The following is a 26,792-nucleotide window of genomic DNA, read 5'->3' on the forward strand; positions in this document are numbered from 1 at the left end:
CCAAATTCAACTGAAGATCGATCACTAGCGGGCAACGCACTCGCTGGCAACACAACACTTTTCACACGTCGTCTGCGTCACGGCTTTCATGGTCTTGTATCACAGTTCCTAAATCGTTTCGATGATTCTCGATGCAACTCGCATTCCACTGTTCATCGCGCCGTGCAGGCTGGCGGTTTCGCGGTGATCTCCGCAGACATAAACGTGTTCAGGGCAACCTTTGGCGATTTCACAGCCACGAACACTTTTGACCACCGTTCGCAGGTCCAATCGCGGCAAAGCAAATGGAATTCGATAAGCTCGCACGAACTCCCAGCGATCAACCTGGTCTCCGAACCACGACCTTGCCTGATTGTGGACCATCTTGATCGCGTCGTCGATATCGATGTCACTGAATCGCTCGGAAATACTAATCGAGATCAACGAGCGATCCCGCGTCGCGTACTCCGGAGCGATGTCACTCAGCACTGTCATTGTCTGGATCGCGCTTTCAGGAGCCGACACATCCTGCGCCGCCGGCGGACAACGTTCGTCACCACGAAGAATCAGCATCTGGCTGTCTTCCGGAGACTTCGGCGCCTGGAAATAGACCGTCGTTGTTTGGTTCCACTTCGTAGCGATCGAATCCAGATTCAGCAACTTGGCCGCGGCACCGCTTTCGGTAGCGACGACGACGGTCGACGCGTCGATGGTGATCCCGTCGGAAAGATGCAGCCGACTTCCTCGTTCGAGGTGTTCGATCGTTCGGACGGAGGTTTTCAGACGAATCGTCCCGCGGGGCAAAGCCTCGGCCAATTGCCGAGGGATCGCAGCCATCCCATCGGCGGGGATGGCAATCTCCCCCTCGGCAAACATACGGAACACAAACTCGAACATCCGCCGACTTGTTTGCAGTGATTCATCCAAAAAGACGCCGCCAAGGAACGGTCGAAAGAAATCGTCGATGATTGACTCTGTTAGCCCTGCGTCTTGAAGTCGTTGGAGCGTTGAAATGTTCGGTAGCTGATAAAGTTCATCCAGACTTCCCCGACGACTCTCGGATCGCAACTGGCCAACTTTCAGTTTGTCACCCAGCGATCCGACACTCGAAAGTGCCGACGCAAACGCTTTCGTCGGGTTTCGCCATGGATCGGCGAGTACGGCGAAGTGCCCATTTTTTCGAACCAAAGCTCCAGGTCGAAACCGTCGCAATCGCAGTTCGTCATAGTTCAAGAGTTTTTCGCAAGCCGGGTAAGCTGTCAGCAAGACTTGAAAACCATGATCCAAGGTCAAACCATCAACGCGGTCTGTGCGTACCCGTCCTCCGACGCGATCGCTTGCCTCAAGGACTTGGACGGATTTGCCGGCATCGGCCAGCACCCGCGCACAAGCTAAACCGGAGACACCACCGCCAATTACGACGGTACTCGTTTGTTCATTGGGGGACGCGTTCATCGCTATTCCGGCTTACATGGGCATGAAGACTAGAAGACGAGCGGTTGCGGATAAACGGATGATTTGCGAATTCGCCATCGGCAGTATCGCGCCCGCTGCGATCATCATTGGATCAGGTCAACTCGGGGATTGCACCCCGGGCGGGCGGGAGTCGTTCCCGCGACGGAATGGTTATTGATTGTTTCACGACTACCAAGATTTAACATGCGTGTCATCGTCACTGGTTCAAGCGGCTTGATCGGCTCGGCAGCAGTCCGACACTGGGATGCCAACGGCAGCGAAGTGATCGGAATCGACAACGACATGCGAGCGACCTTCTTTGGTCCCGAAGGTAGCACTCGTTGGAATCAGTCACGTCTAGAATCCGAAACAACTCATTTTAGAACGGCCGCGATCGACATTCGTGATCGAGACGCCATCATGGACTTGTTCCAAAACGAACCACCAGACTTAGTGATTCACTGTGCCGCCCAGCCATCACACGATCGCGCCGCGGCCATTCCGTTTTTGGACTTTGAAGTCAATGCCACTGGCACTCTCAATCTTCTCGAAGCGACACGGCAGCACGCCCCGGACGCTGTCTTCTGTCACATGAGCACCAATAAGGTGTACGGCGACGCTCCCAACGAATTGCCGCTCGAAGAACGAGACACCCGCTGGGAGTACGCACGCGAAGAGGACTTTGATGGGATCGACGAAAACTGTCGGATCGATCAGACGATGCATTCGCTGTTCGGTGCCAGTAAGACTGCGGCGGATGTCTTGGCCCAAGAATACGGCAAATACTTCGGTCTAAAGACCGGGATTTTTCGTGGCGGATGTCTGACCGGATCCAGCCACAGCGGTGTCGAACTGCATGGTTTTCTGAGCTACCTTGTCCATGTCGCCGTCACCGGCAAACCCTACACTATCTTTGGCTACAAGGGAAAACAGGTCCGCGATCAAATTGAATGTAGCGATGTCGTCAAAGCCTTCGAAGCCTTTGCAAACAATCCGCGTCCCGGCGAGGTCTACAACATCGGCGGCGGACGAAACAATTCTGCAAGCGTGCTCGAATGCATCGATTTGATCAAACAAATCGGCGGATACCGAGTCAACTTCACGCTTGGCGAGGACAACCGCAAAGGTGACCATATCTGCTACATCAGCGATCTCAGCAAGTTGCGACGTGATTATCCCGAGTGGGACATTCGCGTTTCTTTAGAAGAAATTTTGTCGCAAATGATCGCCGGCGAAGAATCCAAACAAGCCTAAGAAGGCATCTCATCGACGCGTCCCTGGTCGACTACAATGTGGCCACTTCGACCGCCCCCTTCCCGATCTAACCAACGTGGATCCCCCATGCGCCACTTGCTTTCACTTGCTGTACTCGCCGCTTGCTGCACCGCCGTCAATGTCGCCGCCGAGGAACCCGATTCAGCGTCGACTGAAAAGCTGACCGAATCGGTCTCTCTCTTCAACGGCAAAGACCTTTCCGGATGGATCGGCCGCGAAGACCTCTGGTCGGTCGAAGACGGCCAGATCGTTGGTCGCACCACGGCTGACAAACCGCTGAAGCAAAATACGTTTCTTATCTATGCCGATCGCAAGCCTGCGAACTTTGAATTAACACTTCAGTTCAAAATCGAAAATACCAATAGCGGAATTCAGTACCGCAGCAAGATAATCGATCGCGAAAAATTCGTTGTCGGTGGCTACCAAGCCGACATCGACTTCGGCAATCGTTACGCCGGGATTCTTTACGAGGAAAAAGGACGCGGAATCCTGGCCGAACGCGGTCAGTCCGTCACCATCGGCGAAGACGGCAAGAAAGAAGTCAAGCAATACGCCGATGGCGCGAAACTTGGCAACGGGATCCATCCCGGGGAGTGGAACGACTATCGAATTGTCGCCAACGGCAACCACTTGCAGCACTTCATCAACGGCACAATGACCGCCGAAGTCATCGACAACCAAACCGAAAAAGCGGCAACCAGTGGCGTGATCGCATTCCAGTTGCATGTCGGTGGCCCGATGGAAATGCGATTCAAGAACATCGTCTTACATCCGGTCAAGTAAACGGGCACACCATTTCTCGATCGGCTGGCACTTTTGGTTCAAAACCAAGACGTCAGAGAACGTGGCGAACCCCATGAGTAGACTTTCCGCTAGACTAAGATGAGTTGAGGAGAGTTGTATGACAAAGTCGATTTGGGCCGGAGACGAACAAACTGAAACGTTGCTGGGCGCCGCCCGCGATGGTAACAGTGATGCTGTAAACCAGCTTTTGGAAAAACATCGTGCGCCGATTCGCCGCCTCGTCGAACTGCGTCTCGATCGAAAGGTCCAACAGCGGGTCGATGTCAGCGATGTCGTTCAAGACGTGATGATCGAAGCCAGTGGCCGACTGGAGAAATACTTGTCCGATCCCTCGATGGCGTTCCATCTTTGGCTTCGCCAAATTGCGTGGGATCGCATTATCGATACCTATCGGCGTCACCGTGTCAGTGCGAAACGCAACATGGATCGCGAGCAACCGATGATTGCGGCGGTCAGTCCCGATCAGTCGACACTGGAACTCGCCATCCAAGTTTGTGACCCAGCCCTGACGCCGGCGGCCGCAGCCACCCAACGCGAAATCGCGCTCAAAGTCGAAGAAGCGGTGTCGCGAATGAACGAGCAAGATCAAGAGATTATCGTGATGCGGCACTACGAACACCTGTCGAATCTCGAGATCGCCGAAGCGTTGGGACTCAACGCCGCCGCGGCGAGCATGCGTTATCTTCGCGCGGTTCGTCGCCTTCGCGAAATGTTGCAAGACGAAGAGGACCAGCCATCGATCGATGGCGACGCTTTGCAATGAGCCAAGAGTTGTGACCCTCTCCGAACAGGACGAACAACGCTTGGCGAATTTGCTAAGCGAGATGACCGATTCGATTTGTCGAGGCCAACCGGTTGACTTTGATGCCGTCTGCCGCGAACACCCCGACCTGGCCGATGAACTGCGAAAGCTTTGGGGCGCCGTCCTCGTCACCGACACAGCCAGTTCCTCGGTCAACGAAGTCCCAGCCGCGCCGGCCGGTGGCTCGCGGCGTTGGTCACGTCTTCAACTGCCAACGACGATCGGTGACTACGACTTGCTCGAAGAGATCGGTCGAGGCGGGATGGGGGTTGTCTTTCGCGCTCGCCAACGCAGCTTAGACCGCGAGGTCGCGATCAAGATGATCCTTCGTGGTCGGCTTGCCAGTGACGCGGACCTTCAACGTTTCCTTGCCGAGGCCGCGGCGACGGCCAAGCTCGAGCACCCGGGGATCGTGCCGGTTTACGAAGTCGGCGACTTCGACGGACGACCATTCTTTTCGATGAAGTATATCGACGGAGAAACGCTTGCCGATCGCGTCGCCCGAGGCCCACTTCCCCAACGCGAAGCCGCCGCGATTATTTCTCAAGTGGCTCGGGCGGTTCAGTTCGCACACGACCATGGCGTCGTCCATCGCGATCTCAAACCCAGTAACATTTTGCTCTCCGGCGATGGCAGCGTGTTGATCACCGATTTCGGGTTGGCAAAAGAATATCGGGCGGATATTGATCTCACACGCAGTGGCATGTTGGTCGGCACGCCAGCCTATATGTCGCCCGAACAAGCGGGCGGACGGCGGGAATTATTGGGACCGGCGACGGACATTTACAGCCTGGGCGCGATTCTGTTTTATACCTTGATCGGTCGTCCACCGTTCGTCGCTGACACGCCCGTTGAAATGGTCATGCTGGTGATCGAACAGGATCCCAGTCCGCCGCGGGCGCTGCGGCCAAGTTTGGATCGCGATCTGGAAATGATTGTGATTCGATGTTTGCAGAAACCGGTCGACTTGCGTTACTTGTCTGCCGATGGTTTAGCCGATGACCTGGATGCGTTCTTGGCCGACGAAGTGGTTTCGGCCCGCAGCGGTCAATTCAATCAAGTTGTCGCAAGGATTTTTCGCGAAACCCATCATGCGGCGGTACTCGAAAACTGGGGCGTGCTGTGGATGTGGCATTCGCTCGTCCTGTTGGTTGCCTGCTTCCTGACATGGCAACTGGAATACTGGGGCGTTCAGTCGCGGATCGTGTACATGGGGCTTTGGACGATAGGACTAGGCGCTTGGGCCAGTGTCTTTTGGAAGCTCCGACAACGGATGGGGCCGGTGACATTTATCGAACGGCAGATTGCCCACGTTTGGGGAGGCAGCATGATCGCCATCGGGACATTGTTTCCGATCGAGCGTTTGCTTGATCTCCCGGTGTTAAAACTCAGCCCGCTCTTGGGGGTCACCAGCGGGATGGTGTTTGTCGTCAAAGCGGGGATGCTGTCGGGGCGATTCTATTTCCAAGCGATCGCGTTGTTTGTCGCGGCGATCTTGATGGCGGTGTTTCCACGGTGGGCCCACCTGATCTTCGGAATCGTCGCAGGCTTGTGTTTCTTCATTCCAGGTTTTCACTTCTACCGCCGCAAGAAATCCGCCAACTCTCACGCCCCGCCTGCAACTGTGTCCGAGCCATCGGCACCCGTCTCTTCCGTCGGCGTCAACTAGTGCATGCGTGTTCGGCTACATTGACATTGAAAAACGCGGAAGGGATCTTTTCGAACTCTCCCCCGGGTCGCTATACTACGGCCGTTCGGCGGGCTTTCACCGGCCCGACCGAAGCAAGTTTTGATCGTCTAAACTACAGAGGCGAACGAGGTCGCTTGGCCGAACGGAATGTCCAAGGGCGCCAGAGTACAAGGCCGTTCGCTGAGACCAAGTTATCTCAGTGGGAAGGCGTCAACGAAGATTCGAGAGCGAGGCCTGAATCGTTCCTAGGTTCAGGCGGCGACCGGATTGATCATCGGGCAGTGGCTCAGCTTGGTAGAGCGTCGCGTTCGGGACGCGAAGGTCGCAGGTTCAAATCCTGTCTGCCCGACCTGCAACACAAAACAGCTCGTCGCGTTCGTTCGCGACGAGCTGTTTCTCATTTGCGGGGAGTAAAGCACTGTCATGGCTATCTACGTCAAATGAATCGAGCGTGTACGTTCAGCCCTCTACCGGTCCGGGTAGCCTTTTGGACTTGGTTTAGCACTGAACTCAAAAGGAGTGTCGTTCAGATCTCCGAGCCGACAACGCGCGACGACTTTGCCTGCGTACTGATCCGCGTCGCCAAGCAGCCAACTGTTCAAGTCATCGGTAACCAGAAATTGCACTTTCAGTGGCTTGCCCGGCGGCGCGGCTGAGCAGGCCGAATGTGTGAAAAGCGAAATGATCGCGCTGGCGAAGATGGATAGTCTGAGTGTGATACGCAACTATTGTTTGGTCCCTTACTATTGGGAGTTCAATTGATGATTTTCTATGACAATGTGCGGCATCACGGCTATTTCAATGTCTTGGTGAAAAACTTGTCAGCGATTTCTATCGCCTCATCGAACCACGCTTGTGTTGCCAGAAACGCATGCGGAGCGTCCTTAATCACAGTCAACTCCGATTGGATGCCCAGCTCCTCCAGACGTTCACGAAACTGATCGGCGCGGGTGCTGGGATCGTCATTTTCACCTGTGATGATCCAGCAGGGTGGGTCCGTCTTGTCGACGTGGGTCAGCGGAGAGGCGAGTCGATAGGCATCAGGATTTTCTTCCTGTGAACCACTAAGAAACTGTTGCCAAACCTCCTTTTCACGCGAGATCTCGCGATTGCGAGCAGACAGAAAATCGGTTTGCCCGCCCATCGGAACGACCGCTTGAATTGCACTGCTTACTCCTGCGTTTCCACCTTTGCCTTCAAGCTCCTGCACACCGGCCGACGTTGCCAGTAAGGCAGCCAGGTGACCGCCAGCGGAATGGCCAATCGCACCAATTCTGTCCGGGTCGATGCCAAACTCCTTCGCGTTCGCTCGCAGGAACCTGACGGCGGCTTTGCAGTCATGAATGTGTGCCGGGAAGGGAGCTTCGCCACTGAGTCGATAGTCAATCGAAGCTGTCACGAAGCCCTTCTCGGCCAGGGACTGGGCGACATTGCGGAAATTAATCTTCTGGCCTTTACGCCATCCGCCACCGTGAATGCACACGATGGCAGGCAGAGATTGCCAATTGCCCTTCGGACGGTAGAGATCCATTGCGAGAGTGCGATCACCATAGCTCGCGAAGGTCACATCTGGTTTGCGATGCAAGCCATCGATGATCTTCGCTGGAATCTTGGTTTTGGCATCAGCTCGACGAGGCGCCGCCTGTCCGGCCACTCGGGCATCCAGGCGCATCTCTTCCTGGAACAGAATCGCCATGCCGCGCAACTTGCGAATCACATCGCCATTGCGGACAAGAGTCGATTCGCCCGGGTCTTTGAACAGATCGTAAAGTTCAGGGCTGGGATTCAAATAGAGCTTCCAGTTCTTCCATCGCACTGCAGCCAATGATCCCTGACTACCGTGATAGAAGAACGCGTCGTTGTACTCCCAGCGTTTAATCAGCGACTCCCATTCCCTCGGCGGATCCCAGCGACGACGCAAAGGCACTTTCGCATTGAGCGATTTGCCCAGCCCTGGAGCAGGAACAAACGCTGATTCTCCCTTCAACAAGGGACTAATATCGCGACCGTCGATAATTGGCCCCTGGGGAATCTCGATCCCTGCCAGTGTGGCAAGCGACGGATACCAATCCATCGCGCGAACGACAGCCGATGACTCCGCGCCCCTCTGCAATCCGAGCCCCGGTCCCCAAGCGATGGCAGGAACGCGAATGCCGCCTTCGTATGTTGAGAGCTTACGTCCACGAATCTTCTGTTCCGGTGTACGACCGGGACCTCTGCCGTTGTCGGAGGCGTAGATCACGATCGTATTGTCGCTGATGCCGAGTTTCTTCAAAGAATCGAATAGACGACCAACGTTGTGATCGAGTTCCTGTATCGCGTCGCCATATTCTCCCCATTTCGAAGTCCTCTTAAATTCTTCGCTCACACCAAGCGGATTGTGCAACATGGTGTGCGGCAGATAGAGGAAAAACGGTTTCTCCGTGTTTTTCTCCATAAAGGCGATGGCTTCGTCCGTGTAGAGCCTAGTTAATTCCGCAGGGTCGGCGGGACGCTTAACGATTGTTTCATTCCGCATCAGCGGAACGCCTTCGTCGTCAAAGTAGACGACCTCGACCGGGTCCAGATTGTGCAGTAAACCAAAATAGTGATCGAAGCCCTGGTTGCGGGGGAGAAACGGTTCCTGAAACCCCAGATGCCATTTGCCAATGCACGCGGTCGCGTAACCGTTCTGCTGGAAAAGCTCAGCGATTGTCAATTCGTCCGGATGAATTCCCGATGACGAGTCAGCGCGATGCACCCAAATATGGTTGCCAACACGTCGCGGATAACAACCTGTCAACAGGCCGGCTCGCGACGGACTACAAATCGGAGCCGCCGCGTAGTAGTCCGTAAACCGGATTCCCTCCATGGCCATCGCGTCAATCCGTGGCGTCTCGACTTCGGTCGCGCCATAGCATCCCAGATCGTAGTATCCCTGGTCGTCGACGAAGATGATGACGATGTTCGGCTTGTCGACCGCTTCGACAAGACCTGCAGTGCAGGCCAGGACGATGGCGCAGATCACACCGTGTTTGAAAAAGCCAACGCCCATTGTTCGCTCGCTATCTCGGTCACGCGCCAACGCTGTACTGAACTTAGGGACCAGTGTAACAAGCAGACAATTGACGCTGAGCAACACTTGAATGAACTTGTTCATTTCTCTCTCGCCTTTTCATAGTTCGCAGGCAGTTCGGCAACCCACGCTTGGAGTGATTTCCGGAGACGATCAACGACTTCCGGATGAGCCTCGGCGACGTTGTTACCCTCGCTGGGATCGAGGGAAAGATCGTAGAGTTCGGGCACCCCACGTTGCTTTCGAGGCAGGTGCAGTTTCCATTTACCGAACCGCATCGCAGGATTACTGCCAGTTGCGCTGGATTTCCAGAACAGCGGCTTCGTACGCTGCCGATCACCACCAAACCAGATGTCGGAAATGTCCTCACCGTCAAGTTGCGACGGCAGTTCCTCAATCCCGGCAATCGAGCAAACTGTGGGCAGCCAATCGATGAATGAGCAAACGTGCGTCGTATCAACTCGCCCGGCTTTCACCTTGTCGGGCCAGCGAACAATGAACGGGGCTCGCGTACCGCCCTCGTACTGCGAGTGTTTGCCTCCGCGAAACTTTCCTGCGTAGCCCAGCATATTGTTTGAGAATTCCCGCGTACCTTTCTTTCCCAGAATCACGGGAGCCGGTCCGTGATCGCTGGAGAAGACGATGATGGTGTTGTCTCGGAGCCCCAAGTCATCGATGGCCTCTAGGATTCGCCCGACATTTAAGTCAATCTGGTAGACGTCGCCGAGATACTGACGCATCGACTTGTCAAGATCGCCGCCAATCTTCAAGCACTCATCGAATTTGTGCTGCATGGCCTGCGAGAAATCTTCCCGGTCGACTGTCACGTCTTTGAACTGGCCAGCAAGCTCGGCGGGCGTGTTCACAGGAAAGTGTGTCGCGTGCCCCCAGACGTTGACATAAAACGGCTCGTCCCTGTTCTCTCTGATGAATTCAATCGCGGCCGAATAGAGGTCGGTATCTCTACCGGCTGATCTGTCCCGACTCTTGCCAATCGTTTTGACCGTATCGATCCCATAAGTGCCGTCGCTGTCGTCCGGACCAATGTGCCACTTGCCGAAGTGACCGGTTCTGTATCCCCGCTTCCTCAGCAGTTCGGTGATCGTCAAGCGGTCCCCGAAACCAAAGTCGGCGGCATACTTCGGAAAACGGGCAGGAAACAACCCGGTCATGAGTCCCGTGCGGCTGGGATTACACGTCACTCCGGTCACATAGAACTGGGTAAACCGCGTCCCTTCGTTGGCGAGTTGGTCAAGGACTGGTGTCTTCGCGTAGGGATGCCCGTAGCAACCGAGATCGCCGTAGCCAAGATCGTCCGCGAACATGAAGACAACGTTCGGCGGCCGATCATCCGCTGCCTGAGTTCCTGCGGACAGGGCAATTACCAGCAGGAATGCGAGGAGCACTTGTGAAGTGAATGAAAGAAGCAACCTGTTCATTTTTTGTTTTCTCGATGAGACGTTCGCATCAATGACCTTTCGTCGGCGTGGTGCTATTCGAGAAGGCTGGCGAGACGTTTCTCGGCAATGGAAAGGCGGTGACGCCGGATGCGGGCCGAATTATATTCCTTTCTTCGATTGCTTTTGCTTCAACCCTGCGTCGGTATAAGGCAATTTTCTTATGCGCTACGTAGATGCCTTTGCCCTTCTCCCAGCATAAGGTTTCGCCTTCGATAACAAGATCACGGCGTGCGTTCAGCTTCGACTCAGAATCGGCAAATTCCGTCGGTGCTGATTTCCGCAGTTCAGCGATGACTTCCGCGTACTGCGGGTCAGACGCGATGTTATTCCCCTCGTGTGAATCATCTTTGACATTGTAAATGTTTTTGAATCCTGCCGGTCGGAAAAAAAAGAGGAAGGGCAACAAAAGGGGAAGGGGGTTTTATTTGCAGCGGTTTAGGGGTAGGTTGGTACGGGGCAACAAAAGGGGAAGGGGGTTTTATTTGCAGCGGTTTAGGGGTAGGTTGGTACGAGACTGACGCAGACTCACGGTGGGAGCTTTCGATGCCTAGAACGAAGCGGCCAGATGAAGCGGGGAAGATTTATCATGCCATCAACCGTGGTAACAACCGGCGAAAGATATTCCACAAACCTGAAGACTACGAAGCGTTTCTAAGAACGCTCAGTGAAGGCCTTGGTAAATACCCCGTGGATCTCTTTTCGTTTTGCCTATTGCCGAACCACTGGCATCTGGTTCTACGGCCGCGAAAAGACGGCGCGATGGGCAGGCTGTGCGGATGGATCTCCTCCACGCACACACTTCGGTACCATGCGCACAATGGCACCCGCGGCCACGGGCATCTTTACCAGGGGCCGTTCAAGAGTTTCGAAGTCGAAGATGACGCACACTTTTTGACGCTGTGTCGCTATGTCGAACGCAACGCATTGCGTGCAAAAATGGTCAAACACGCCGAAGACTGGGAATACGGCTCGCTCCACCGATGGCACCACAAATGCGATTGTGATCCGAAACTTCTGTCCACGTGGCCAATGCGTCGTCCGCCCGGATGGAGAAACCGAGTCAACACAGCGCTCACGCAGGACGAACTGGACGCCGTTCGGATCTGTATCACGCGGGGACGCCCATTCGGTTCTCAAGAGTGGATCGAAGAAACCTGCGAACGAAATGGCATTTGGTCCACAGTCCGGCCACGAGGCCGGCCAAGAAAGAAGCCAAAAACAGAAGCGGTTCAATCGCCACCACGCTGACGAAACGGAGTAGCCCCCCGTCCGCTTTCTTCGCTCTTTTCCCCTCTCTCCGCTCTGGGCAAAAGCTTCGACTTCGTGTCCAGATCGATTTTCAATCCCCTCGCACCACCTCGTAAACGGTTACCTCAAGTCCTTGAGCGTCATGCGTCGGACAACGCCCGTTTGCGCAGTTCTTTTTCCCATCCCGATTACGTTCTGGGGCGGGGACGCGACCGGTCGCTACCACGCTCTGTCGTTTAGCGTCATTGTATGATCATACATTCGGCGACATCAGCAATCGCTAAGCCGAGTACTTCGTGCTGGTCTTCGTCGAGATGTACGCCATCAATTTTGCTGGTGGTTGTGATCGAGCCGGCATCAAAAAATCCACAGTCATGCCCCCTTGCGACTTGCTCGAACGCGGACGACAACCCTTCGCACCTTTCCTTGGCACCGTCAAACTTATAAGCCATTTCACCCTTTGGCTGTCCGACAGGTGGCGGTGCAACAATTAGGATTTGCGGAATTGGCATGTCGGGCTCAATAGGAGCTCTCCTTACAGCAGCGACCAGCGACGCCATGCCTTGAGCCGACCGACCGATAGTATTTGCGTGCACCGCTTGGAAGTCGTTGGTCCCGAGCATCAGAACGACCAGACGCAGCGGCGAGTGCATTTCAATTTTCTGTTCCACTCCCTCCAATCCACTTCGCCCCGGTTTTTCAGGATCATCAAATGCGGTACGTCGACCGTTGAGGCAGTCCTCAATTACACGAGCGCTGACACCTCGTTCACGCAAGGCATTTTCTAGCACCCCGGGCCATCGCAGCTCAAACGGCAATCGGTTGCGAGTATTCGGAATGATACCCCATGTCAGTGAATCCGAATAAATGAGTATCTGATGATCAATCACGCTCTCTCCATGTATTGGCCTTGCTAATAGAAGCAGCGATTCCAGGAGTCTAGCTCCTTGTGAGGAAGGGACGACGAATCAGTTTCACGTTTTTTTCGATTCCCTCGTCGTCTCGCATGCGTAAGCGTACCGGTGTATCTGCGTCGCCGGACATGAGTCGCATACATTCAAGCAGATCTATTTTCTCGACCGAAGTGTCATCGATTCGCGTAACGATAGCGTCAACCGATAGCCCTGCTTTTCCGGCAGGAGATTGCGGATAGACTCTAATAATCCGCAGTTCACCCGTTAGTTTGTCCTTCCTGAACCCAATTCCCACGCCTACGACCTGGCGAACAGCGTAGCTGGTATTGGATCGCGTAAAGGGCATCTCCTGAATCAGCGTCCACCCAACTGGATTAGGATAGACTTTCATTTGGTTGGTTAAAACGACGACGCCGCGCCGGTTTGCCGTATCGAATGCCGTGAACGCAACTGTGCCGGCTCCGCCACCTGCGTGCCCCAGCAAGTTCGAGCCGGGCGGGTTGTAAACTCCGTTGTCAAACCAGGGCATTGCGGTTCGGCCGAACTGCGTAGATTCGTCATGATGTATAACGTGAGTCTGTTTCATCAGCGGCGTCAGCGGAGTCTTACTGAGTCCCAGGTTGGCAGATAACAGCTTCATCAGATCGTCGGCAGTCGTCAGAAGTCCGCCGGCCGGCTGCATCGCTTGAAGCTTCCAAAATTCGGCCTTTGTTTCATCGACCATGTGACCGTAGGCGAGTCGAACTTTCTGTTCGGCTGAAAGCGTAAATCGAGTATCGGTCATACCAAGTGGACGGCAGATTCGATCGATGACAAGCTTTTCATAGTCGATACCGGTGGCTCGCTCGATCGCATGTCCCAAGAGTGCCATTCCGATATTCGAGTATTGAAACCTGGCACCCGGTTCCTGTTGCAATTCGTAGGTTGACAGAAACTCATAAAGATTCTCAACCGTGAACGAAGCCGCAGATTCCTTGAACGCCTTCAGATCAGGTTGACCGGATTCTGGCTTTAAGAGTGCTGCTTGCTGCGGGGTATTCCATGGGAGCCCGGAATCCTGAACAGCCAGATTCAACAACGTAATCTTTATTCCCCGATACGTCGGGACCGCAACACCTTCCGGCAAGTAATCTTCTACGGGATCATCAAGATTTACCTCCCCCCGCTGGATGGCGTCCAGCAGCAGTAGCGATGTAAACACTTTGGTTACAGATCCCATCTCAAAGATCGTGTGTTCATTCACTAATTTTTCTGTCCCGTTGTCCAGCGAGCCAGAGCTGAAGAATCGGGTTCCGTGTTCGTCTACGAGTCCAATCACCATGCCGTATTTGGAATCATTGAAATGCTGTTGCAGGAAGGCTTCGATCCTGTCGGCATTCCCGTGTAGAAACTCGGATTGAGCCGACAGACTGCATGTAGTCAATATAAAGATTAGAAATGAGAGACTTCTCATAAGGCATTCCATGGAGATTCTAGTGAAACGCAGCTTGTTTGGCATGAAAATGTTCTACCGATAAGCGATGACAAAAGTTCTGCGGAAATCAAAGAGAATCTTCCCATCAACCCGTGTCTCGTAAGATCCGTAAACGCGTCGTTTCAGCTCGCTTACGAATTCGGCACGCTGGTCGTCCGATGCGAGGGCAGCCAGAAACGGGCTTAGCCCGGTACTTGCAATCCAGTCAACGATTGCGTTGGGTGAATCCATCACGTGGCAATATTCGGTTTCCCAGATATCTATTTCACTCGCTTCGGCAGCCAGGACATCGTAATAGAACGATGGGCTCTCCATCGTCAGCATCGTTCGCGCGGCTTCCAATTGGTCAGTCCACTCAGGCTTATGCGATATTTCATGGATGAGCGTTCGGACGACGGCATAGGTGCCGCTTGGAATCTGAAATGCCAAAGCTCCACCTGGGGCGACCATACCGAACAATACTGGTATTAAATTGGCGTGGTCTGGCATCCACTGCAACATCGCGTTCGAATAGACAAGATCGAACGCACTGGCAGGAGTCCAGCAAGCAACATCAGCCAGCTGCCAGTTCTCATCAGGGAAAGCTTTCCGTGCCGCAGCAATCATTTCCGGAGAGTTGTCGATTCCGATGATCTCCGAATTCATCCATCGCTGACGAAGAACCTGTGTGCTGTTTCCAGGTCCACACCCCAGATCTACAACCTTTTCAGGTAAATCAAGTCTTATTCGTGCAGCCAAGTCAACGGCGGCGCGAGTTCGCTCGTTGCCATACCTCAAATAGTGTCCCGCGTTCCAATTCATGATGGATGTTCTCAGGGTTCAATCTTACTGGAATTTTCTGGCTGCAGGTTCGAAAGACGCTCGCTGTATTCGAATGGCACTCAAGGTGCACGTCGATGGTCCGCTGTTCCGGATTGACCTCGTATCAACCCGACAATTGAAACTTCCCAAAATTCCGTGACCTGGTGCGTAAGTTTCGCGATGCATAAGTCCAGAACCGTCATTCTGCGATTCCTAGTCTCGGAAAGAAATTAGTTGTTCCCGCCAACCCTCCGGATTGGCTTCCGTGATTACGACGCATTCTCCTGATCGCGGCATTTGTGTCCCTCCCTAACCGTGTTTCGCCCTCCAGTAGGTAAACGACCGGATTCAGCTACATAGTTCTCCAGCGTAGTAGGAAATCTATATATGCGTGCGTACTTAGCGAGGTCGTATACTGCCGGGGAGTCGCATTCGGAAAAAGCCATTGCGTCGACAGCGCAGGAATTACCCAACTTCTGAAATGTGTCTACCGCATGGACCGGATGGCCGATGTCAGCGCAGAACGCGACTCCGATCTCATGCCAGTGAGATTGGTAAACGACAACATCGTCTGAAGGAATGAACCAGGAGAATTCCTCCGGATGGATAAATTGCTTTTGACAAAATTCAATTGGGAGCTCTGGTCGAATACTGAATGCACCAATGAATGGCTCGGCTTCCTCTAAGCGAATTGGACAGCCAGCAACAATTGTCACGTATCGGCGATCCGACAGTCCTTGAAGCGAGTCGAATCTTTGATTGCCGGTGTCGTTGGCAGTCTCTGCGGCGACCGTGGGCTCATAACCTGTGATCGAGAGTTCCGGAAATGAGATTACCCTTGCGCCATCAGCCGCTGTGCAATACACCAACCTGGAGTGTCGCCGTATATTTTCACTAATTTCGCCTTTCTTGAAACTCGACTGAGTGACCGCCAAACAGAATCTATGATGGGGTGACCATTCCTCTCCGTTCATAGCCACTCCCATGTGCGTTGCTTCGGGTCTGACAAGGACATCATTTGCGTTGCGGTACAACTTCAAGTTCTGCGATCTCCAATCCCACATCATCATTAAATGTCGTTGCGTAGATCGTGGCGATGATACAGCCAGGTTTAAACGGAATCGCGGTGCGTGCCATAGGTTTAAACACCCCGATGGGCATGGTCGCGATTCGCCAACCATCACCATCCGGCGGAGTATTCCGTTCCTCAACGTATGCTTGAAAGTTCCCCGTAAAATCCCAAGATGGTGCGTGAGTTGAGATAAACAAACCAAGGTTCAGTGGTCGCTCAATCCGATAGCGGATACGAATTACCGAGCCTTCTTCCAATGTCACCAAACCGGGAAAACTGTTTCGTGCCCCGGCATGGAAGTGGGTTTCTTCAACTCCGGTGTCTTTCAGAAACACCGATCGTGGCGTCGCGTTCAAAATATTCGACTCCCAATCTCCCAACCAATCGTACTGTTGCTGGTTTGTTGTAGCTTTCCAATGTGTTTGAACTGGCACTACGGCCACCAAGTGCAGTGAGTTACGCGCCCTGCGACTGACTCGAGCCTGCTGAGACTCCGAAACGGTCACTGTCTGGTCATCTGAAAGTCGACGGAAGCTGACCGAACCGCTGCTGACTTGCAAGAGCGTTTCAGTATCCGAGGCGTTAATGGCGAAGGATGTACCCAATACCGCTGCTTCAGCAGTGGAAGTACGGACAACCCACGGCTGATGGCGAGGCTGAGGTGAAACTGTTGCACGCAGGGCACCATGACGAAGTACCAATCCTTGCTGTTGAACTGACTCCAACGCGACCTCTGAAGCTCCCGCGAGTATAAACTCGCTCCCGTCGGCGTAGACGAAACGCGCACGCCCCCCGTCCCCCTCAACACGGACATTGCCGATCGTGAAGCGGTCTCCCGGCTGCAGCTCGTTCACGATTCCGGCACTGTCTCGCAAAGTTACGCGACGATTGCTCCCAACAAACGTCGGAATCGCTGTACTTGTTCGACGGGGCATGACAAACCACCCAACACAAACGAGGACGCCGAGTGCAATGATCCACCCTGCTATATATGAGCCACGACGTAAATTTCGATGACCGTCAATCGTTGTCGCAACCTGATGACGAGCCGTCGCAGCGGAAAGCGTTTCAGTTGAGTTGACTGCGGTACGTAGCAGTTCGTCTCTGGCAACTGCTAACGCGAAATTACGAAGGTTGCCACGATCGGCATGAAGCCATTCGCGGAGCTCTATCGCTTGCTCATCAGTTAGCGAATCATCAAGGTAACTGGCAATCCATTCATCGCTCAGACTCATGCGTCGCCTCCATGAACCTGCAATCGCCGCTCCACGCAGCCGGCCAATTGATGTCGAATTCTCATTAGGGCGATCCGAATCGCTCCAGCTGTCAATCCAAGCTGCTCTGCAATCTTCGGCACCTTGAGACCGCCAAAATACCGCAGGTTAACGATCTCACGCGCCTTGGGCGAAAGAGTTTCCAGACAATCTTGCAAGGCAGATTGTTCATGGTCAACTTCCGAAATAACGCTCGGCCATGATTCGGCGAGGGCATCCAACAGTGACTCGTCGAACACAAGCCGATCGCGTCCGGAGTTTCTGTGATAAGCGAGCAATTCAAACTTCGCGATTCCCATCGCCCACCGCAAATAGTCGCGAGAGGAGTCCCACTCATCAAACTTCCTTAGCAGCACCACCGCAGTATTCTGCACAATGTCGCTAGTGGCGTGGGGGTCACGTACAATCGCCCGGACATACATCGCCACAGCCGGCTGAACCTCCGTCCAGAGTTTGGTGAATCGAATCTGTTGTTCGCTGCGCATGAAATCCTCTCTTGTGTTCTCTCCATTGGTACGCAGAACTGTTACATGTTTTCGAGATTTTTTTCGAATGTAGGTTGCCTACGAGGAAGCGAAAACGGCAAGGGGGCTTTGTTGGCAGCAGTCGTCGTCCGCACCAATAGAAAAACCGAGTCAACACAGCGCTCACGCAGGACGAACTGGACGCCGTTCGGATCTGTATCACGCGGGGACGCCCATTCGGTTCTCAAGAGTGGATCGAAGAAACCTGCGAACGAAATGGCATTTGGTCCACCCTCCGGCCACGAGGCCGGCCAAGAAAGAAGCCAAAAACAGAAGCGGTTCAATCGCCACCACGCTGATAAGGGGCAGGCTGCAGGTCCCCCACTTCCTCATTCTTTTCTTTCTGCCATGGCTAATTGAGCGCGCGTGTCCAGCCCTCTATCGGTCGAGGTAGTTTTTGCGGACTCGGTTGTCCAAGGACACACGACCCGAGAAGCACTAGAAAGAGAATCCAATGAAATGCCCCTCGTTGTCCGACGAAGCAACCGCCATGGACGAGGCGACGCGCCCGGAATTAGACGGCCGGGCTAGGTGTTGAGCCTAAAACGAGTGTCGTTCGGATCCCCGAGCCGACAATGCTCGACGAAAACGTTGACGGCTCGGAGAGCCGAGCGACAGTCAAAAGAAACTAGAAGGGGGTGTTATTGCTGCAGTTGGAGTGATTGCGAGCTGCATCATTTTGATTCAGTCCGGTGAACAGTGCGCAACGAACAACGCCCAACGAACAGTGCCGCTGAACTGGCGATCAGAGAGGCTCACCTTGCTGAAAGCCTCACGACTTGCGTGTTAAAAATATTCCAACCGATTTCGGGGGCTGAGCCAGTCGGTTTTAGCTCCAACTCCCAGACGACCTCCGAGGGCGTTTCCCGAGTGTACTCGACGCATCGGGTGATTTGGTTGAACCCTCGTCGGTTGCTCCAAGTGATTTCGTTAATCCTGGATGGATCAAACACGGCTCCGTAGCCTGCGAGGATATTTCCGGTTTCAGGAAGTTCTAAAGCACTTCCCATTGCGACCGAAACGAGCGGCCTGTCCTCCGCCGTTTCCGAAGTCCAGACTTGCCGTGCGGTCATCTTTTCCAGATCTAACTTGTACTCGACCGCCCGACTTCGCGTTTCCGCGACCGGTGTCGGCTGGTCAAAAGGGCGAGCACGATAGTTGCCGTTGTCAAACAGCAGCAGCGTGCCTTGCGAGGTAAACACGGGTGCGTGTTGATGCCAAGGCCAACGAGCATCGCCTTCCAAGCGAATCAGCTTTGACTGAAGCTCTTCCGGCCAACCGCTTGGCTCGCCAAAGATCCAGTTAATCTTTCCGTCGGCGGGATCAAAATTGACGATCGCGCTCTGGTAGCGAAAATTGACCATGACCGAACCGTCATCAAGCTTCGTGATCGAATTTGCGTGCGACCAGTCAATCGTGTCAGGGAACCCCCGTCGTTTCCAATAGTTCGAAAACGTTTCATAGCCGAACCGTCTGACAGGCAAATTCTCGAAGGCATCCCATTCCCAAAGCACTCGACCGTCCGGCGTGAATTCAATCGCCCGGTCTCCCATCACCCACTGAGTCTGACGCGGCGCATCGACATCCGTCTCACTTGTGAAATAGTCGTTGATCCTCCGCCGCTTCGTTGTCAAAGCGATCAAATTTCCACTGGGTAACAAATCGGCGTCGTGGTGAAACGTGAGCGCCGGCACGTCTTCAGAGTCTTCGGCGTAACCTTGGGGACGCTCCGCCGCATACCAGGATCGTGTCTCATTTCCCAGTAAATCAATTTCAACAAGTCGAAAGTCGGCGGTTACAAAAAGAATGCGCCCGTTGTCGAGATAATCAAAACCCGCGATTCGCGATTCGCATTGGTAATACCAAACGGGCGTTCCATGCCGATCGACCATCAGCAGCATCCCAAAACTCTCTCCAAAGCGACGCTGTTGCTCCTCGTTCAATTGGGCTCCCTGCGGGACTCTTCGCCGTGGATTGAGAAGGCGATAACCAGGCTCGACTCGGTCGATCAAACTTGTTCTTGTTTCGATCCTCGGGAACAACGTCGGATCGGTCGGTATATTCGGTGCATGAAACACTAGGCCATTCACCGAAAGCGTTTGACCGGCTGAGTTTTTGATAGTGACGGTCAATTGATGATTTCTGCCGGGCCGAAAGCCAATCACGGGGAGACCACTCGCGATCTTCTTCGCTTCGTCAAAGTAAACGCTCCATCGATTCGTCCCGTCGGTGAGACTGACCTCCGCGGTTACGTCCTGATTTGCCTCGTACGAAAGCACAGCCGCCAGAGGCGCCGCCGGATTCGGATTGGGCACAACTGTTGGAAGGCGGATGAATTGCAGTGCTTGCTTTTCGGCACCAAACGTATGGCAATGTAACAAGAGCAATACGACGGTCACTTTCGTACAAGTCCGCATCGTTTTCAGATCCATGCTGGGTTTTCCGTTGGTAAGTATCCCTGACAAATCGGTATGTTTTTCCTTAGAGTCGTGCCGCAGTCGAGTGAACTGCCAGGACCATGCCACCCTCGACTCCCATACCGAAGCCCTTCATAAACACCCCGAGTTGACTGGCAACAAACGGGTCCAAGGTTGTCATCGCTTCCGTTTCGATCAACCGCGTTTCTCACATTTTGATTTTGGACACGTAGTCGCTGAGACGTACCGAACTTAGCCGAAAAACGATGAACACCAACTCGCAAGCAGACTGGTGCCACGAGTCCCGATGTCGGTACAGATCCTACCGCCAGCCCGACGCTAGCGAACTCTATCTCCTTTGGGATCTTTTCAGTCAACCGTAACGATGTACTTTTTCCCTTGCCCTTCGTTCTTGTATTCCGATAGGAACGTAGACAGTTCATCGAAGTGTCCAGTCTTAATGGGCGGAGCGGCAAACGCCCCACTGGTAAGCTGGTCGAGAATCGATTCGCCTGCGTGAACTAGCTCGTGCCATTGTTGATCAGAAGCATGTTGGTGGGCCGCACCGAGTGCAATCTCGTGCAACGACACGCATCGACCAAACGCTGGCAACGGGTTTGGATCGACACGGCCAAGCACCGCCACGATGTGACCGTAGTAGCCAAGATGATCGACTAAGTTGGCCGCTTGTTCGGCGGAGACTAAGTCAATGATCGAGCCGAAAGATTGTCCGCCATTCGCCTTTCGCAATTGATCAATCCAATCGCTGTCGTGATAGTCTGCCACAGCCTGTACGCCAAGCTTCCGCAACCATTCATGATGCCTTGCACTGGCGGAAGCAAAGACACGGGCGTTTTGTTGCAGGGCGAGCCGAGTCGCAAATTGCCCGACGCTCCCGGCAGCACCTGCGATCAGGAGCGTCTCGCCGGCGACGTCAGGCAACTTGGAGAGGGCCTGCCAAGCGGTCAATCCGGGGCAAGGCATCGACGCCGCGACCTCATCGGTCAGCGCAGAGGGCACCGCCATGACGGCGCGAGCCGGAACGGCGGTGTGTTTCGCAAAGCTGCCGTGTCCGCGTAAGTCGGTGTGATATGCGACTCGCGTTCCGATTCGTAAATGCCGAACTTCGTCGCCAATCGCGGCAATTCTCCCCATCCCGTCGACACCGGGGACTTGTCCAGGTTTCCAGTCGCGGTGTCCATGCTCGACCAACTTCCAATCAACAGGATTGAAGGCGATCGCTTGGTTTTCCACCAAGACATCTCGGGCGCCGAGCGAGCCGAGGTCCACCGTTCGTTGACTCAGTGTGTTCGGCTCTCCCGGTGCCCCCCAGCACCATGCGTCAGTAGTATACATCCGTTGGTCCTCTTGCTGATAAGCAGGCAAACACGAGTCTTTGGGTTTAAACATCTGGATAACACCTTCCCGCTTGCGGGAGGGTCGGACGAGCAAACGGCCGGGGAGGGTGCCCTCTCCGGGCCTGAAGGCCCGACTCTCCCAGTGGGAGAGTGAAATGACTTAAGCCGAATCTTTCGTATTCAACTGCTTAAGTCGGCGAATAGGTTCCGTGAATCGGCGATACCATCTCCACCTCAGACTTTTGGCAAGACTACGCTTCGCCTCGGCCCGGGTAACCGTTTGAAATGATGTAGTCAAATCCGGAGATAAGCTCATCGATGCTCGGCCGCGTGAATGGCATCGTTTGTATCGACGCGGCGTAAAGTTCGCCGTCGGGACGGACAACGAACAGACCGGGCTCGCTGAAAACTTCGGGCTCTTCTGGCTTGATTGACTTTGACACATATAGCCCCCACTGGCGAGCGTTTTCGATCGAAAGCTCATAGCCGATGGCCAGGTTTTGAATTTTCCATTCTTCTTTGCTGCGTTTCGCGCGTTCCTCGCTATCGCTGCTGATCGCAGCGGCATTGATCCCCATCTTCGTCAGTTCACTCAGCTTTCGATCAATGCTACGCAGGTAGCTTTTGCAAATGGGGCAGTGATACCCCCGGTAAAAGAAAACGAATGTGAAATGCTCGGGTGACTGATCCGCGAGATTCCATTCTGGGCCATCGACTGTCTTGACCGAAAGCTCGGGGACTTGTGCTTGAGGTTTGACCATTGGTTCATTTATCTCATTCTGTTGCGACATGCGTAGACTGATAAATCTCTCGTTGAAGTGGTCCGAGTCGAAAATTTCAGTCAAAGATGGGCTTATGAACTGAATGATACCGAGGTTGGCAAGCCTCGTCGTCTTTAGCTGTTAGGCGGCAAACTTACTCAATTCACCTGTCGTTCCACCAACCAAGGACGCCAGAGAACGTGGCGAAATCAACGAGCCGAACGCGTTTGGGGCGGGCCTGAGTTGCTAAGACCAAGCAAAGTTCGGAGCCTGTGGCGAGTATTGTCGGCTCCTTTATTTGCATCCACCGGTTTCTTCGATGACGCGCATCCACTGCGCTGCTTTTCCGTAGATGTCGCGAACGCGAACGCCGCTTTCATGGCCGTCAAGGTGACGACCGCTGAACCAATGGAACCGCAAGGTCGTTTTTGGGCCGTCTCCTCCGGCAACCTCTGCTAATGCGAACAGCCGAGGCTCGCTTGCTCTCCAGCGGTCAAGCCGTCATCTTCAAGCCAATGATTGACACGAGTAGTAACACCAGGAAGAAGATCCTGCCGGCACTGATCGGTTCATCAAGAAAAATCACGCCGAGAATGATCGCACCAAAGGTGCCGATCCCTACCCAGACGGCATACGCGGTCCCAATCGGTAGCGTTCGTGCGGCGACCGCCAGTAAATACATGCTGGCAACGATTGCTGCGATGGTCAGCACGCTAGGGACAGGCTTAGTAAAGCCCGCAGTTAACTTTAGGCCAACAGCCCATCCAGCCTCAAGAAGGCCGGCGACAACAAGAAAAAGCCACGACATAACTCGCTCCTTTGGAAGCGTCGTCTTGTCTTTACCGGGTACGTCGCACATCGTCCGGGCCAGGGTGGCAGTGTTTATTTCATAGCGTTCTATGCCGTCCAAGCAGGCATGTCAATGTGCATCCTTTCGCCCCCGCGTGATCCTCAACCAAATGCCAACGGAAATTGGACTTTGTGAAGTGGCTCAAAGACGCCGATCAACCGCTCGCACGCATTGTAAAGATCAACGCGCAACGAGGCCTGGCGGCAAGGAAATTCAACGCGCCCAATCGGAATTTTTACCTCAGCCATTCCAACGAACTCGAATCCGGACAACCGAGCGAAATTTGGTTCTAGCGTTAGGACGTCGCAACGGGAAATTGGCTGCCTCGCGCCCCAGGTACCTCACTGTACAATCTTGAAAACGCAGAAAGACCACGCGGTTCCAGTTGTCTGGCCATCGACACGCTTTCAACACGAATCAGGATGGTCTTCGCCGCCAGCAAGTTGCCGCCGAGATTCAGAGTAGTTCCAGACCTGTCCAAGCCAATCTTTCGCCAACCCGATCGACAGCCAGATATGCCAACCAAGTATTCACTCCGCCTTCGATGCAAACCTTTGCTTTGCCACTGGATCATTTGCAGTAGCCTGCTAATCAACGTCGCCGGAGAGTTGGCATTGGCGGTTCATCCGGAGCAGCCTCTTAATACTGCAGCCGGTACAGAAGTGGTTCTCGTGTCGGAGGTCAAATGGCGGCATCTGAATCCAGCACGCGGAGACACCAGCCCGGCGGCAGGAACACTTTGGGGGGATCAAACCGAAGACGGAGAATCAGGGTTCCTCGTCAGGTTCCAAGGCGGATTTTCTTCGCCACCCCACGTTCACAACATTACGTATCGAGGCATCGTGATCGCGGGAGCCTTGCACAACGACGATCCGGGTGCCGAACCGATGTGGATGCCTGCCGGATCCTGGTGGACTCAACCGGCAGGCGAAGTTCATCTCACCGCCGCGAGAACACAAAGCGTTGCCTACGTCGAAATTCAGAGCGGACCATATCTCGTAAAAGGGCCCGATAAAAAATTCGACAACGGCGAGCGCCCCGTCAACATGGACTCCTCTAACATCGTCTGGTTGGACGCGGCCGATCTTGACTGGATCGAAAGCAAATCGACACGGGCAATCGTCCAAGTAGGCCTACTTAACCAGGTTATCTAACACCATAGATTGCGGCGCGGTGTACATCGCTGCGTCTACCTCACCGCCACGATGCGAAACAAAACAAAGTCAATTCCTCCCGCCGATCGTCGAGCAACGCAACACGGTCTATTCTTGCCCACTATCGATCGGGAACGCACTATTGCCCAAACAAACAGACAACTTGTTCGCTTCAGCGCGTAGCGATCCGCCTACTTGTATTCGCTATATCTTGCTATCCAACCCTCGCTAGTGTGAAGTTCTCCCGATAGGCCGTCGCTTTCCTGTGCGATGCCTTCCGACAACTCAGCTCCGATCTGCGCGACCAATCGGAACTGTTCCTCTTCTTCAAGCCAACGCAACAGATGATGCAAAACAGAATCGACTACTTCGGGAATAGCGGAAGCAAGAGCACCTCCGTCTTTATCCTTGGTCAGTTCTCGAATGCGTTCCGCTCTTTCTCCCTTCATTCGACCGTCAAGAATCATCTCCCAGTCAGACAACGTTTCATCACGGACCTCTAGCATTAACCGTCTACCAAGTTCTTCAAGAATTTGTTTCGACATCACTCTAATTCCATGGAATATTGGTTGGGACACGGACTCCTTGCTCACGAAGGTTTCGCAGCGAGTCAGCGACAAGCTGTCTTGCTTCGATGCGAGTCGCGCCACCGGCTTGCAACGCCTCAACTGCAATCCGAGTGTGTTCCTTCAGTGTGTTCGGACGTCCGCTCCGAGCCAATTCATTAAAAAGCTCTCGCTGCTTGTTCGTCATCGCTTGGTGATCCCAACCATGATCTTTCATGTAGCTCTGGCTGATACTCCAACCTTTGCTCTTGCTGTAATTCACAGCGTCTTTAAAGCCCGCTTTCGCATGAACATGATGCCCTTTGACCTGAGAGTACTTTCCGACTCCTCCATTTGCGTCAGGTATCAGCTTATTGAGGGCATTGCTGCCGGGAACGTTGCCCTCACCGTACAGATTATGGGCCAGTAAGCCTTGCTGGCCGACGAAGTAGACGTGTTCGCCGTAGACCTCGAGGTTGTAAACCGCTTGTGGGCCGGGTCTCGGCAATTTGCCGGCGATTCGCTTCGTGTCGCCCGAGTAGGTTTGGACTCGGTCGCCAATTTTCATTTCGCCGATCGGAACGAATCGCTGGTCATCGACGCTCCAGAACAAGTGGTTGTCGGTGACTCCAATCGGTTCGTCTTCGCCTTCAAAGATGATGTCCAACACCTCCGTCGAAGATCGGTGTGCGAACGTGGCGGTGACCGGTTGGCCGGCGCCTTCGCTGATCGGAGGACAGCGATCGACCGCAGTGACATATGCGGTTCCTACCGCTCCCATCTCCGGCAAGTCCAACGCCACCGTGATCCCAATCAAATCAGTACCGGACGTCGCTAGCTCGGCCGACGTCAGCATGATGTCGCGATAGAATGGTCGCAGTGGGGAGAGCGGATCAGAGTCTATACGCGTCGCTCGTTTCGATCCCTTTGGCGTGAGGGGTCGCCGGACCTGCGGCGAAGCAAGCGTTACATTCGCGATAGTTCCAACAGCAGTCGACGCCGAAACTCGATCGTCGGTGACATACGAAAGACGCTCCAGTACCCATGACTCGGGACGCAGCAATTCGATGTGCAGTTCCGATCCATCGTCTTTGGCCATGACGAGACGAAGGTGTAGCCAGTCCTCCCAATCGGGATCTTGCCAACGCGCGCGTTCGGCATCGGTGACTTCAGGATTTCGAGACAAGACCCGATCACCAACCCGGATTTCTTCGATTGGCTTTGTGCTTGGCAAACGACCTAACGACGGCGCCAAGTTTGTAGGCAAAAGCCCGACGGGTTGCTCGCCGGACTTTGATGACTTCGAAGCCTGACCTGCCCCCTGAACAATCAAGCAGGCGGCAAAGACAAGACCGGCCACGCCAAGGAAAAATCCGAGGAGCCGAACCCTGCGGTAATGGTCATGGGAGATTTGTGATTGCATGGCATCGACAGGATAACGCATCCCAAGAACAGAAACCAACATCGGCGACGAAGTCCTGGTGAAACGCCATAAGAACGTTCAAGAACAACGGCTTTTCTGGCAGATTCGCCAGACCGTCACCAGCCGAAGGTCCTGGCAGTTCGATTGCTGGAATCCCGTTTGAATCCAATTTAGGGTCGCCGAATCAGTGTTTACTTGGCCTGGGTTGTAGCCGCCAGTCCGGAAGCGAACCGGAGGCAACAGCGAAACCGAGAAGTTCCTGCCGTAACACTTCGGTCGCTATTCGACCTGCAGCCGTCTGCGAATCGTCTCCCGAAGAGGGGTGAAGCCAACGAAAAGAGTCCTGACACCTTTTTGGATGCGAGCTAGCCGGCGGGACCGATCGATTGCGCAAAGAGCTCGGCGAATTACCGGCGGAACACGAAACCTGACAACGAGCCTCACTCAACTTTTCCGT

At 54.2% G+C, this 26,792-nt stretch carries 22 protein-coding genes, 1 tRNA gene, 1 pseudogene and 1 riboswitch; of the genes and pseudogenes, 8 read left to right on the forward strand and 16 right to left on the reverse strand.

Features of this window, described 5'->3' with window-relative positions; translation table 11 throughout:
• Positions 1-108: 108 nt before the first annotated feature.
• On the reverse strand, positions 109-1,434 hold the full coding sequence (locus tag FYC48_RS12435) for an NAD(P)/FAD-dependent oxidoreductase (RefSeq protein ID WP_235034220.1): 1,326 nt from the start codon (positions 1,432-1,434) through the stop codon (positions 109-111).
• A 204-nt stretch (positions 1,435-1,638) separates the two neighbouring features.
• On the opposite strand from FYC48_RS12435, the gene FYC48_RS12440 reads away from it, so the two are divergent.
• From FYC48_RS12440 to FYC48_RS12460, 5 genes are all read left to right on the forward strand, one after another.
• Positions 1,639-2,688, forward strand: a complete 1,050-nt coding sequence (locus tag FYC48_RS12440) for an NAD-dependent epimerase/dehydratase family protein (protein ID WP_149497033.1) — start codon at positions 1,639-1,641, stop codon at positions 2,686-2,688.
• A gap of 87 nt (positions 2,689-2,775) precedes the next feature.
• The gene (locus tag FYC48_RS12445; RefSeq protein ID WP_149497034.1) at positions 2,776-3,492 is read left to right on the forward strand and encodes a 3-keto-disaccharide hydrolase; all 717 of its coding nucleotides are present in this window, start codon (positions 2,776-2,778) and stop codon (positions 3,490-3,492) included.
• A 118-nt stretch (positions 3,493-3,610) separates the two neighbouring features.
• The gene (locus FYC48_RS12450) at positions 3,611-4,276 is read left to right on the forward strand and encodes a sigma-70 family RNA polymerase sigma factor (protein WP_149497035.1); all 666 of its coding nucleotides are present in this window, start codon (positions 3,611-3,613) and stop codon (positions 4,274-4,276) included.
• 61 nt (positions 4,277-4,337) lie between these two features.
• Positions 4,338-5,984 (forward strand): serine/threonine-protein kinase, encoded by a 1,647-nt coding sequence (locus tag FYC48_RS12455; RefSeq protein WP_390622122.1) that lies wholly within the window; start codon positions 4,338-4,340, stop codon positions 5,982-5,984.
• Between the two features lie 296 nt (positions 5,985-6,280).
• Positions 6,281-6,354, forward strand: a tRNA-Pro gene (locus tag FYC48_RS12460).
• A 444-nt stretch (positions 6,355-6,798) separates the two neighbouring features.
• Here FYC48_RS12460 and FYC48_RS12470 read toward each other — a convergent pair.
• Genes FYC48_RS12470 through FYC48_RS12480 form a run of 3 tightly spaced genes read right to left on the reverse strand, consistent with a single transcriptional unit; the run spans position 6,799 to position 10,923 of the window.
• Positions 6,799-9,144, reverse strand: a complete 2,346-nt coding sequence (locus tag FYC48_RS12470) for an alpha/beta fold hydrolase (RefSeq protein ID WP_235034221.1) — start codon at positions 9,142-9,144, stop codon at positions 6,799-6,801.
• Complete coding sequence (locus tag FYC48_RS12475; RefSeq protein WP_149497038.1) at positions 9,141-10,499, reverse strand: sulfatase family protein; 1,359 nt, start codon at positions 10,497-10,499, stop codon at positions 9,141-9,143. Before FYC48_RS12475 ends, FYC48_RS12470 begins: the two co-directional genes overlap by 4 nt.
• Positions 10,500-10,527: 28 nt before the next feature.
• The gene (locus tag FYC48_RS12480) at positions 10,528-10,923 is read right to left on the reverse strand and encodes a hypothetical protein (protein WP_160149487.1); all 396 of its coding nucleotides are present in this window, start codon (positions 10,921-10,923) and stop codon (positions 10,528-10,530) included.
• A 140-nt stretch (positions 10,924-11,063) separates the two neighbouring features.
• Between FYC48_RS12480 and FYC48_RS12485 the strand changes: the two genes are divergently transcribed.
• Positions 11,064-11,768 (forward strand): transposase, encoded by a 705-nt coding sequence (locus FYC48_RS12485; protein WP_149497040.1) that lies wholly within the window; start codon positions 11,064-11,066, stop codon positions 11,766-11,768.
• A gap of 242 nt (positions 11,769-12,010) precedes the next feature.
• Here the strand turns inward: FYC48_RS12485 and FYC48_RS12490 are convergent, their stop codons facing one another.
• The 10 genes from FYC48_RS12490 to FYC48_RS12535 all read right to left on the reverse strand — a co-directional run bounded on the left by FYC48_RS12490 (position 12,011) and on the right by FYC48_RS12535 (position 23,171).
• Positions 12,011-12,658 (reverse strand): SGNH/GDSL hydrolase family protein, encoded by a 648-nt coding sequence (locus FYC48_RS12490; protein ID WP_235034222.1) that lies wholly within the window; start codon positions 12,656-12,658, stop codon positions 12,011-12,013.
• A 49-nt stretch (positions 12,659-12,707) separates the two neighbouring features.
• Positions 12,708-14,135, reverse strand: a complete 1,428-nt coding sequence (locus FYC48_RS12495) for a serine hydrolase (protein WP_160149488.1) — start codon at positions 14,133-14,135, stop codon at positions 12,708-12,710.
• A 54-nt stretch (positions 14,136-14,189) separates the two neighbouring features.
• Entirely contained in the window at positions 14,190-14,957 is a 768-nt protein-coding gene (locus FYC48_RS12500; protein ID WP_149497042.1) for a methyltransferase domain-containing protein, read from the reverse strand.
• Between the two features lie 269 nt (positions 14,958-15,226).
• The gene (locus tag FYC48_RS28815) at positions 15,227-16,027 is read right to left on the reverse strand and encodes a carbon-nitrogen hydrolase family protein (protein ID WP_390622119.1); all 801 of its coding nucleotides are present in this window, start codon (positions 16,025-16,027) and stop codon (positions 15,227-15,229) included.
• On the reverse strand, positions 15,972-17,264 hold the full coding sequence (locus tag FYC48_RS12510) for a FecR domain-containing protein (RefSeq protein WP_149497044.1): 1,293 nt from the start codon (positions 17,262-17,264) through the stop codon (positions 15,972-15,974). The genes FYC48_RS28815 and FYC48_RS12510 overlap by 56 nt, the downstream gene beginning before the upstream one ends.
• On the reverse strand, positions 17,261-17,788 hold the full coding sequence (locus FYC48_RS12515; RefSeq protein WP_149497045.1) for a sigma-70 family RNA polymerase sigma factor: 528 nt from the start codon (positions 17,786-17,788) through the stop codon (positions 17,261-17,263). Before FYC48_RS12515 ends, FYC48_RS12510 begins: the two co-directional genes overlap by 4 nt.
• A 794-nt stretch (positions 17,789-18,582) precedes the next feature.
• Positions 18,583-20,259: an aryl-sulfate sulfotransferase gene (locus FYC48_RS12520; protein WP_149497046.1), complete on the reverse strand. Its 1,677-nt coding sequence runs from the start codon at positions 20,257-20,259 to the stop codon at positions 18,583-18,585.
• Between the two features lie 354 nt (positions 20,260-20,613).
• Entirely contained in the window at positions 20,614-21,600 is a 987-nt protein-coding gene (locus FYC48_RS12525; RefSeq protein WP_149497047.1) for a zinc-binding dehydrogenase, read from the reverse strand.
• Positions 21,601-21,853: 253 nt separating this feature from the next.
• On the reverse strand, positions 21,854-22,363 hold the full coding sequence (locus FYC48_RS12530) for a peroxiredoxin-like family protein (protein WP_149497048.1): 510 nt from the start codon (positions 22,361-22,363) through the stop codon (positions 21,854-21,856).
• 493 nt (positions 22,364-22,856) lie between these two features.
• Complete coding sequence (locus FYC48_RS12535) at positions 22,857-23,171, reverse strand: DMT family transporter (RefSeq protein ID WP_149497098.1); 315 nt, start codon at positions 23,169-23,171, stop codon at positions 22,857-22,859.
• A 14-nt stretch (positions 23,172-23,185) separates the two neighbouring features.
• A riboswitch (guanidine-III (ykkC-III) riboswitch) is annotated at positions 23,186-23,245 on the reverse strand.
• Positions 23,246-23,338: 93 nt separating this feature from the next.
• On the opposite strand from FYC48_RS12535, the pseudogene FYC48_RS28400 reads away from it, so the two are divergent.
• Both FYC48_RS28400 and FYC48_RS12545 read left to right on the forward strand, forming a co-directional pair.
• A pseudogene (locus FYC48_RS28400) lies at positions 23,339-23,506 on the forward strand (alkyl/aryl-sulfatase); the annotation flags it as partial.
• A gap of 222 nt (positions 23,507-23,728) precedes the next feature.
• On the forward strand, positions 23,729-24,367 hold the full coding sequence (locus tag FYC48_RS12545; protein WP_200836594.1) for a DUF4437 domain-containing protein: 639 nt from the start codon (positions 23,729-23,731) through the stop codon (positions 24,365-24,367).
• Positions 24,368-24,558: 191 nt separating this feature from the next.
• On the opposite strand, the gene FYC48_RS12550 is transcribed toward FYC48_RS12545, so the two are convergent.
• A complete protein-coding gene (locus FYC48_RS12550) occupies positions 24,559-24,912 on the reverse strand; it encodes a hypothetical protein (protein WP_149497049.1) in 354 nt (117 codons plus the stop codon).
• Between the two features lie 4 nt (positions 24,913-24,916).
• Positions 24,917-26,377 carry a polymorphic toxin-type HINT domain-containing protein gene (locus FYC48_RS12555; protein ID WP_149497050.1) on the reverse strand — a complete coding sequence of 487 codons (1,461 nt, stop codon included), beginning with the start codon at positions 26,375-26,377 and terminating at the stop codon, positions 24,917-24,919.
• Positions 26,378-26,792 lie beyond the last annotated feature (415 nt).

This window comes from Roseiconus lacunae (assembly GCF_008312935.1).
Classification (GTDB): domain Bacteria; phylum Planctomycetota; class Planctomycetia; order Pirellulales; family Pirellulaceae; genus Stieleria; species Stieleria lacunae.

Bases quoted from the DNA above. Each gene is read 5' to 3' on its own strand.
- FYC48_RS12440 (WP_149497033.1), top strand. From the start codon at position 1,639: ATGCGTGTCATCGTCACTGGTTCAAGCGGCTTGATCGGCTCGGCAGCA.
- FYC48_RS12435 (WP_235034220.1), bottom strand. From the start codon at position 1,434: ATGAACGCGTCCCCCAATGAACAAACGAGTACCGTCGTAATTGGCGGT.
- FYC48_RS12535 (WP_149497098.1), bottom strand. From the start codon at position 23,171: ATGTCGTGGCTTTTTCTTGTTGTCGCCGGCCTTCTTGAGGCTGGATGG.
- FYC48_RS12485 (WP_149497040.1), top strand. From the start codon at position 11,064: ATGCCTAGAACGAAGCGGCCAGATGAAGCGGGGAAGATTTATCATGCC.
- FYC48_RS12455 (WP_390622122.1), top strand. From the start codon at position 4,338: ATGACCGATTCGATTTGTCGAGGCCAACCGGTTGACTTTGATGCCGTC.
- FYC48_RS12500 (WP_149497042.1), bottom strand. From the start codon at position 14,957: ATGAATTGGAACGCGGGACACTATTTGAGGTATGGCAACGAGCGAACT.
- FYC48_RS12525 (WP_149497047.1), bottom strand. From the start codon at position 21,600: ATGTATACTACTGACGCATGGTGCTGGGGGGCACCGGGAGAGCCGAAC.
- FYC48_RS12475 (WP_149497038.1), bottom strand. From the start codon at position 10,499: ATGAACAGGTTGCTTCTTTCATTCACTTCACAAGTGCTCCTCGCATTC.
- FYC48_RS12445 (WP_149497034.1), top strand. From the start codon at position 2,776: ATGCGCCACTTGCTTTCACTTGCTGTACTCGCCGCTTGCTGCACCGCC.
- FYC48_RS28815 (WP_390622119.1), bottom strand. From the start codon at position 16,027: ATGATGATGTGGGATTGGAGATCGCAGAACTTGAAGTTGTACCGCAAC.
- FYC48_RS12555 (WP_149497050.1), bottom strand. From the start codon at position 26,377: ATGTTGGTTTCTGTTCTTGGGATGCGTTATCCTGTCGATGCCATGCAA.
- FYC48_RS12515 (WP_149497045.1), bottom strand. From the start codon at position 17,788: ATGCGCAGCGAACAACAGATTCGATTCACCAAACTCTGGACGGAGGTT.
- FYC48_RS12530 (WP_149497048.1), bottom strand. From the start codon at position 22,363: ATGGTCAAACCTCAAGCACAAGTCCCCGAGCTTTCGGTCAAGACAGTC.
- FYC48_RS12450 (WP_149497035.1), top strand. From the start codon at position 3,611: ATGACAAAGTCGATTTGGGCCGGAGACGAACAAACTGAAACGTTGCTG.
- FYC48_RS12520 (WP_149497046.1), bottom strand. From the start codon at position 20,259: ATGGATCTGAAAACGATGCGGACTTGTACGAAAGTGACCGTCGTATTG.
- FYC48_RS12545 (WP_200836594.1), top strand. From the start codon at position 23,729: ATGCCAACCAAGTATTCACTCCGCCTTCGATGCAAACCTTTGCTTTGC.
- FYC48_RS12495 (WP_160149488.1), bottom strand. From the start codon at position 14,135: ATGAGAAGTCTCTCATTTCTAATCTTTATATTGACTACATGCAGTCTG.
- FYC48_RS12550 (WP_149497049.1), bottom strand. From the start codon at position 24,912: ATGTCGAAACAAATTCTTGAAGAACTTGGTAGACGGTTAATGCTAGAG.
- FYC48_RS12510 (WP_149497044.1), bottom strand. From the start codon at position 17,264: ATGAGTCTGAGCGATGAATGGATTGCCAGTTACCTTGATGATTCGCTA.
- FYC48_RS12470 (WP_235034221.1), bottom strand. From the start codon at position 9,144: ATGAACAAGTTCATTCAAGTGTTGCTCAGCGTCAATTGTCTGCTTGTT.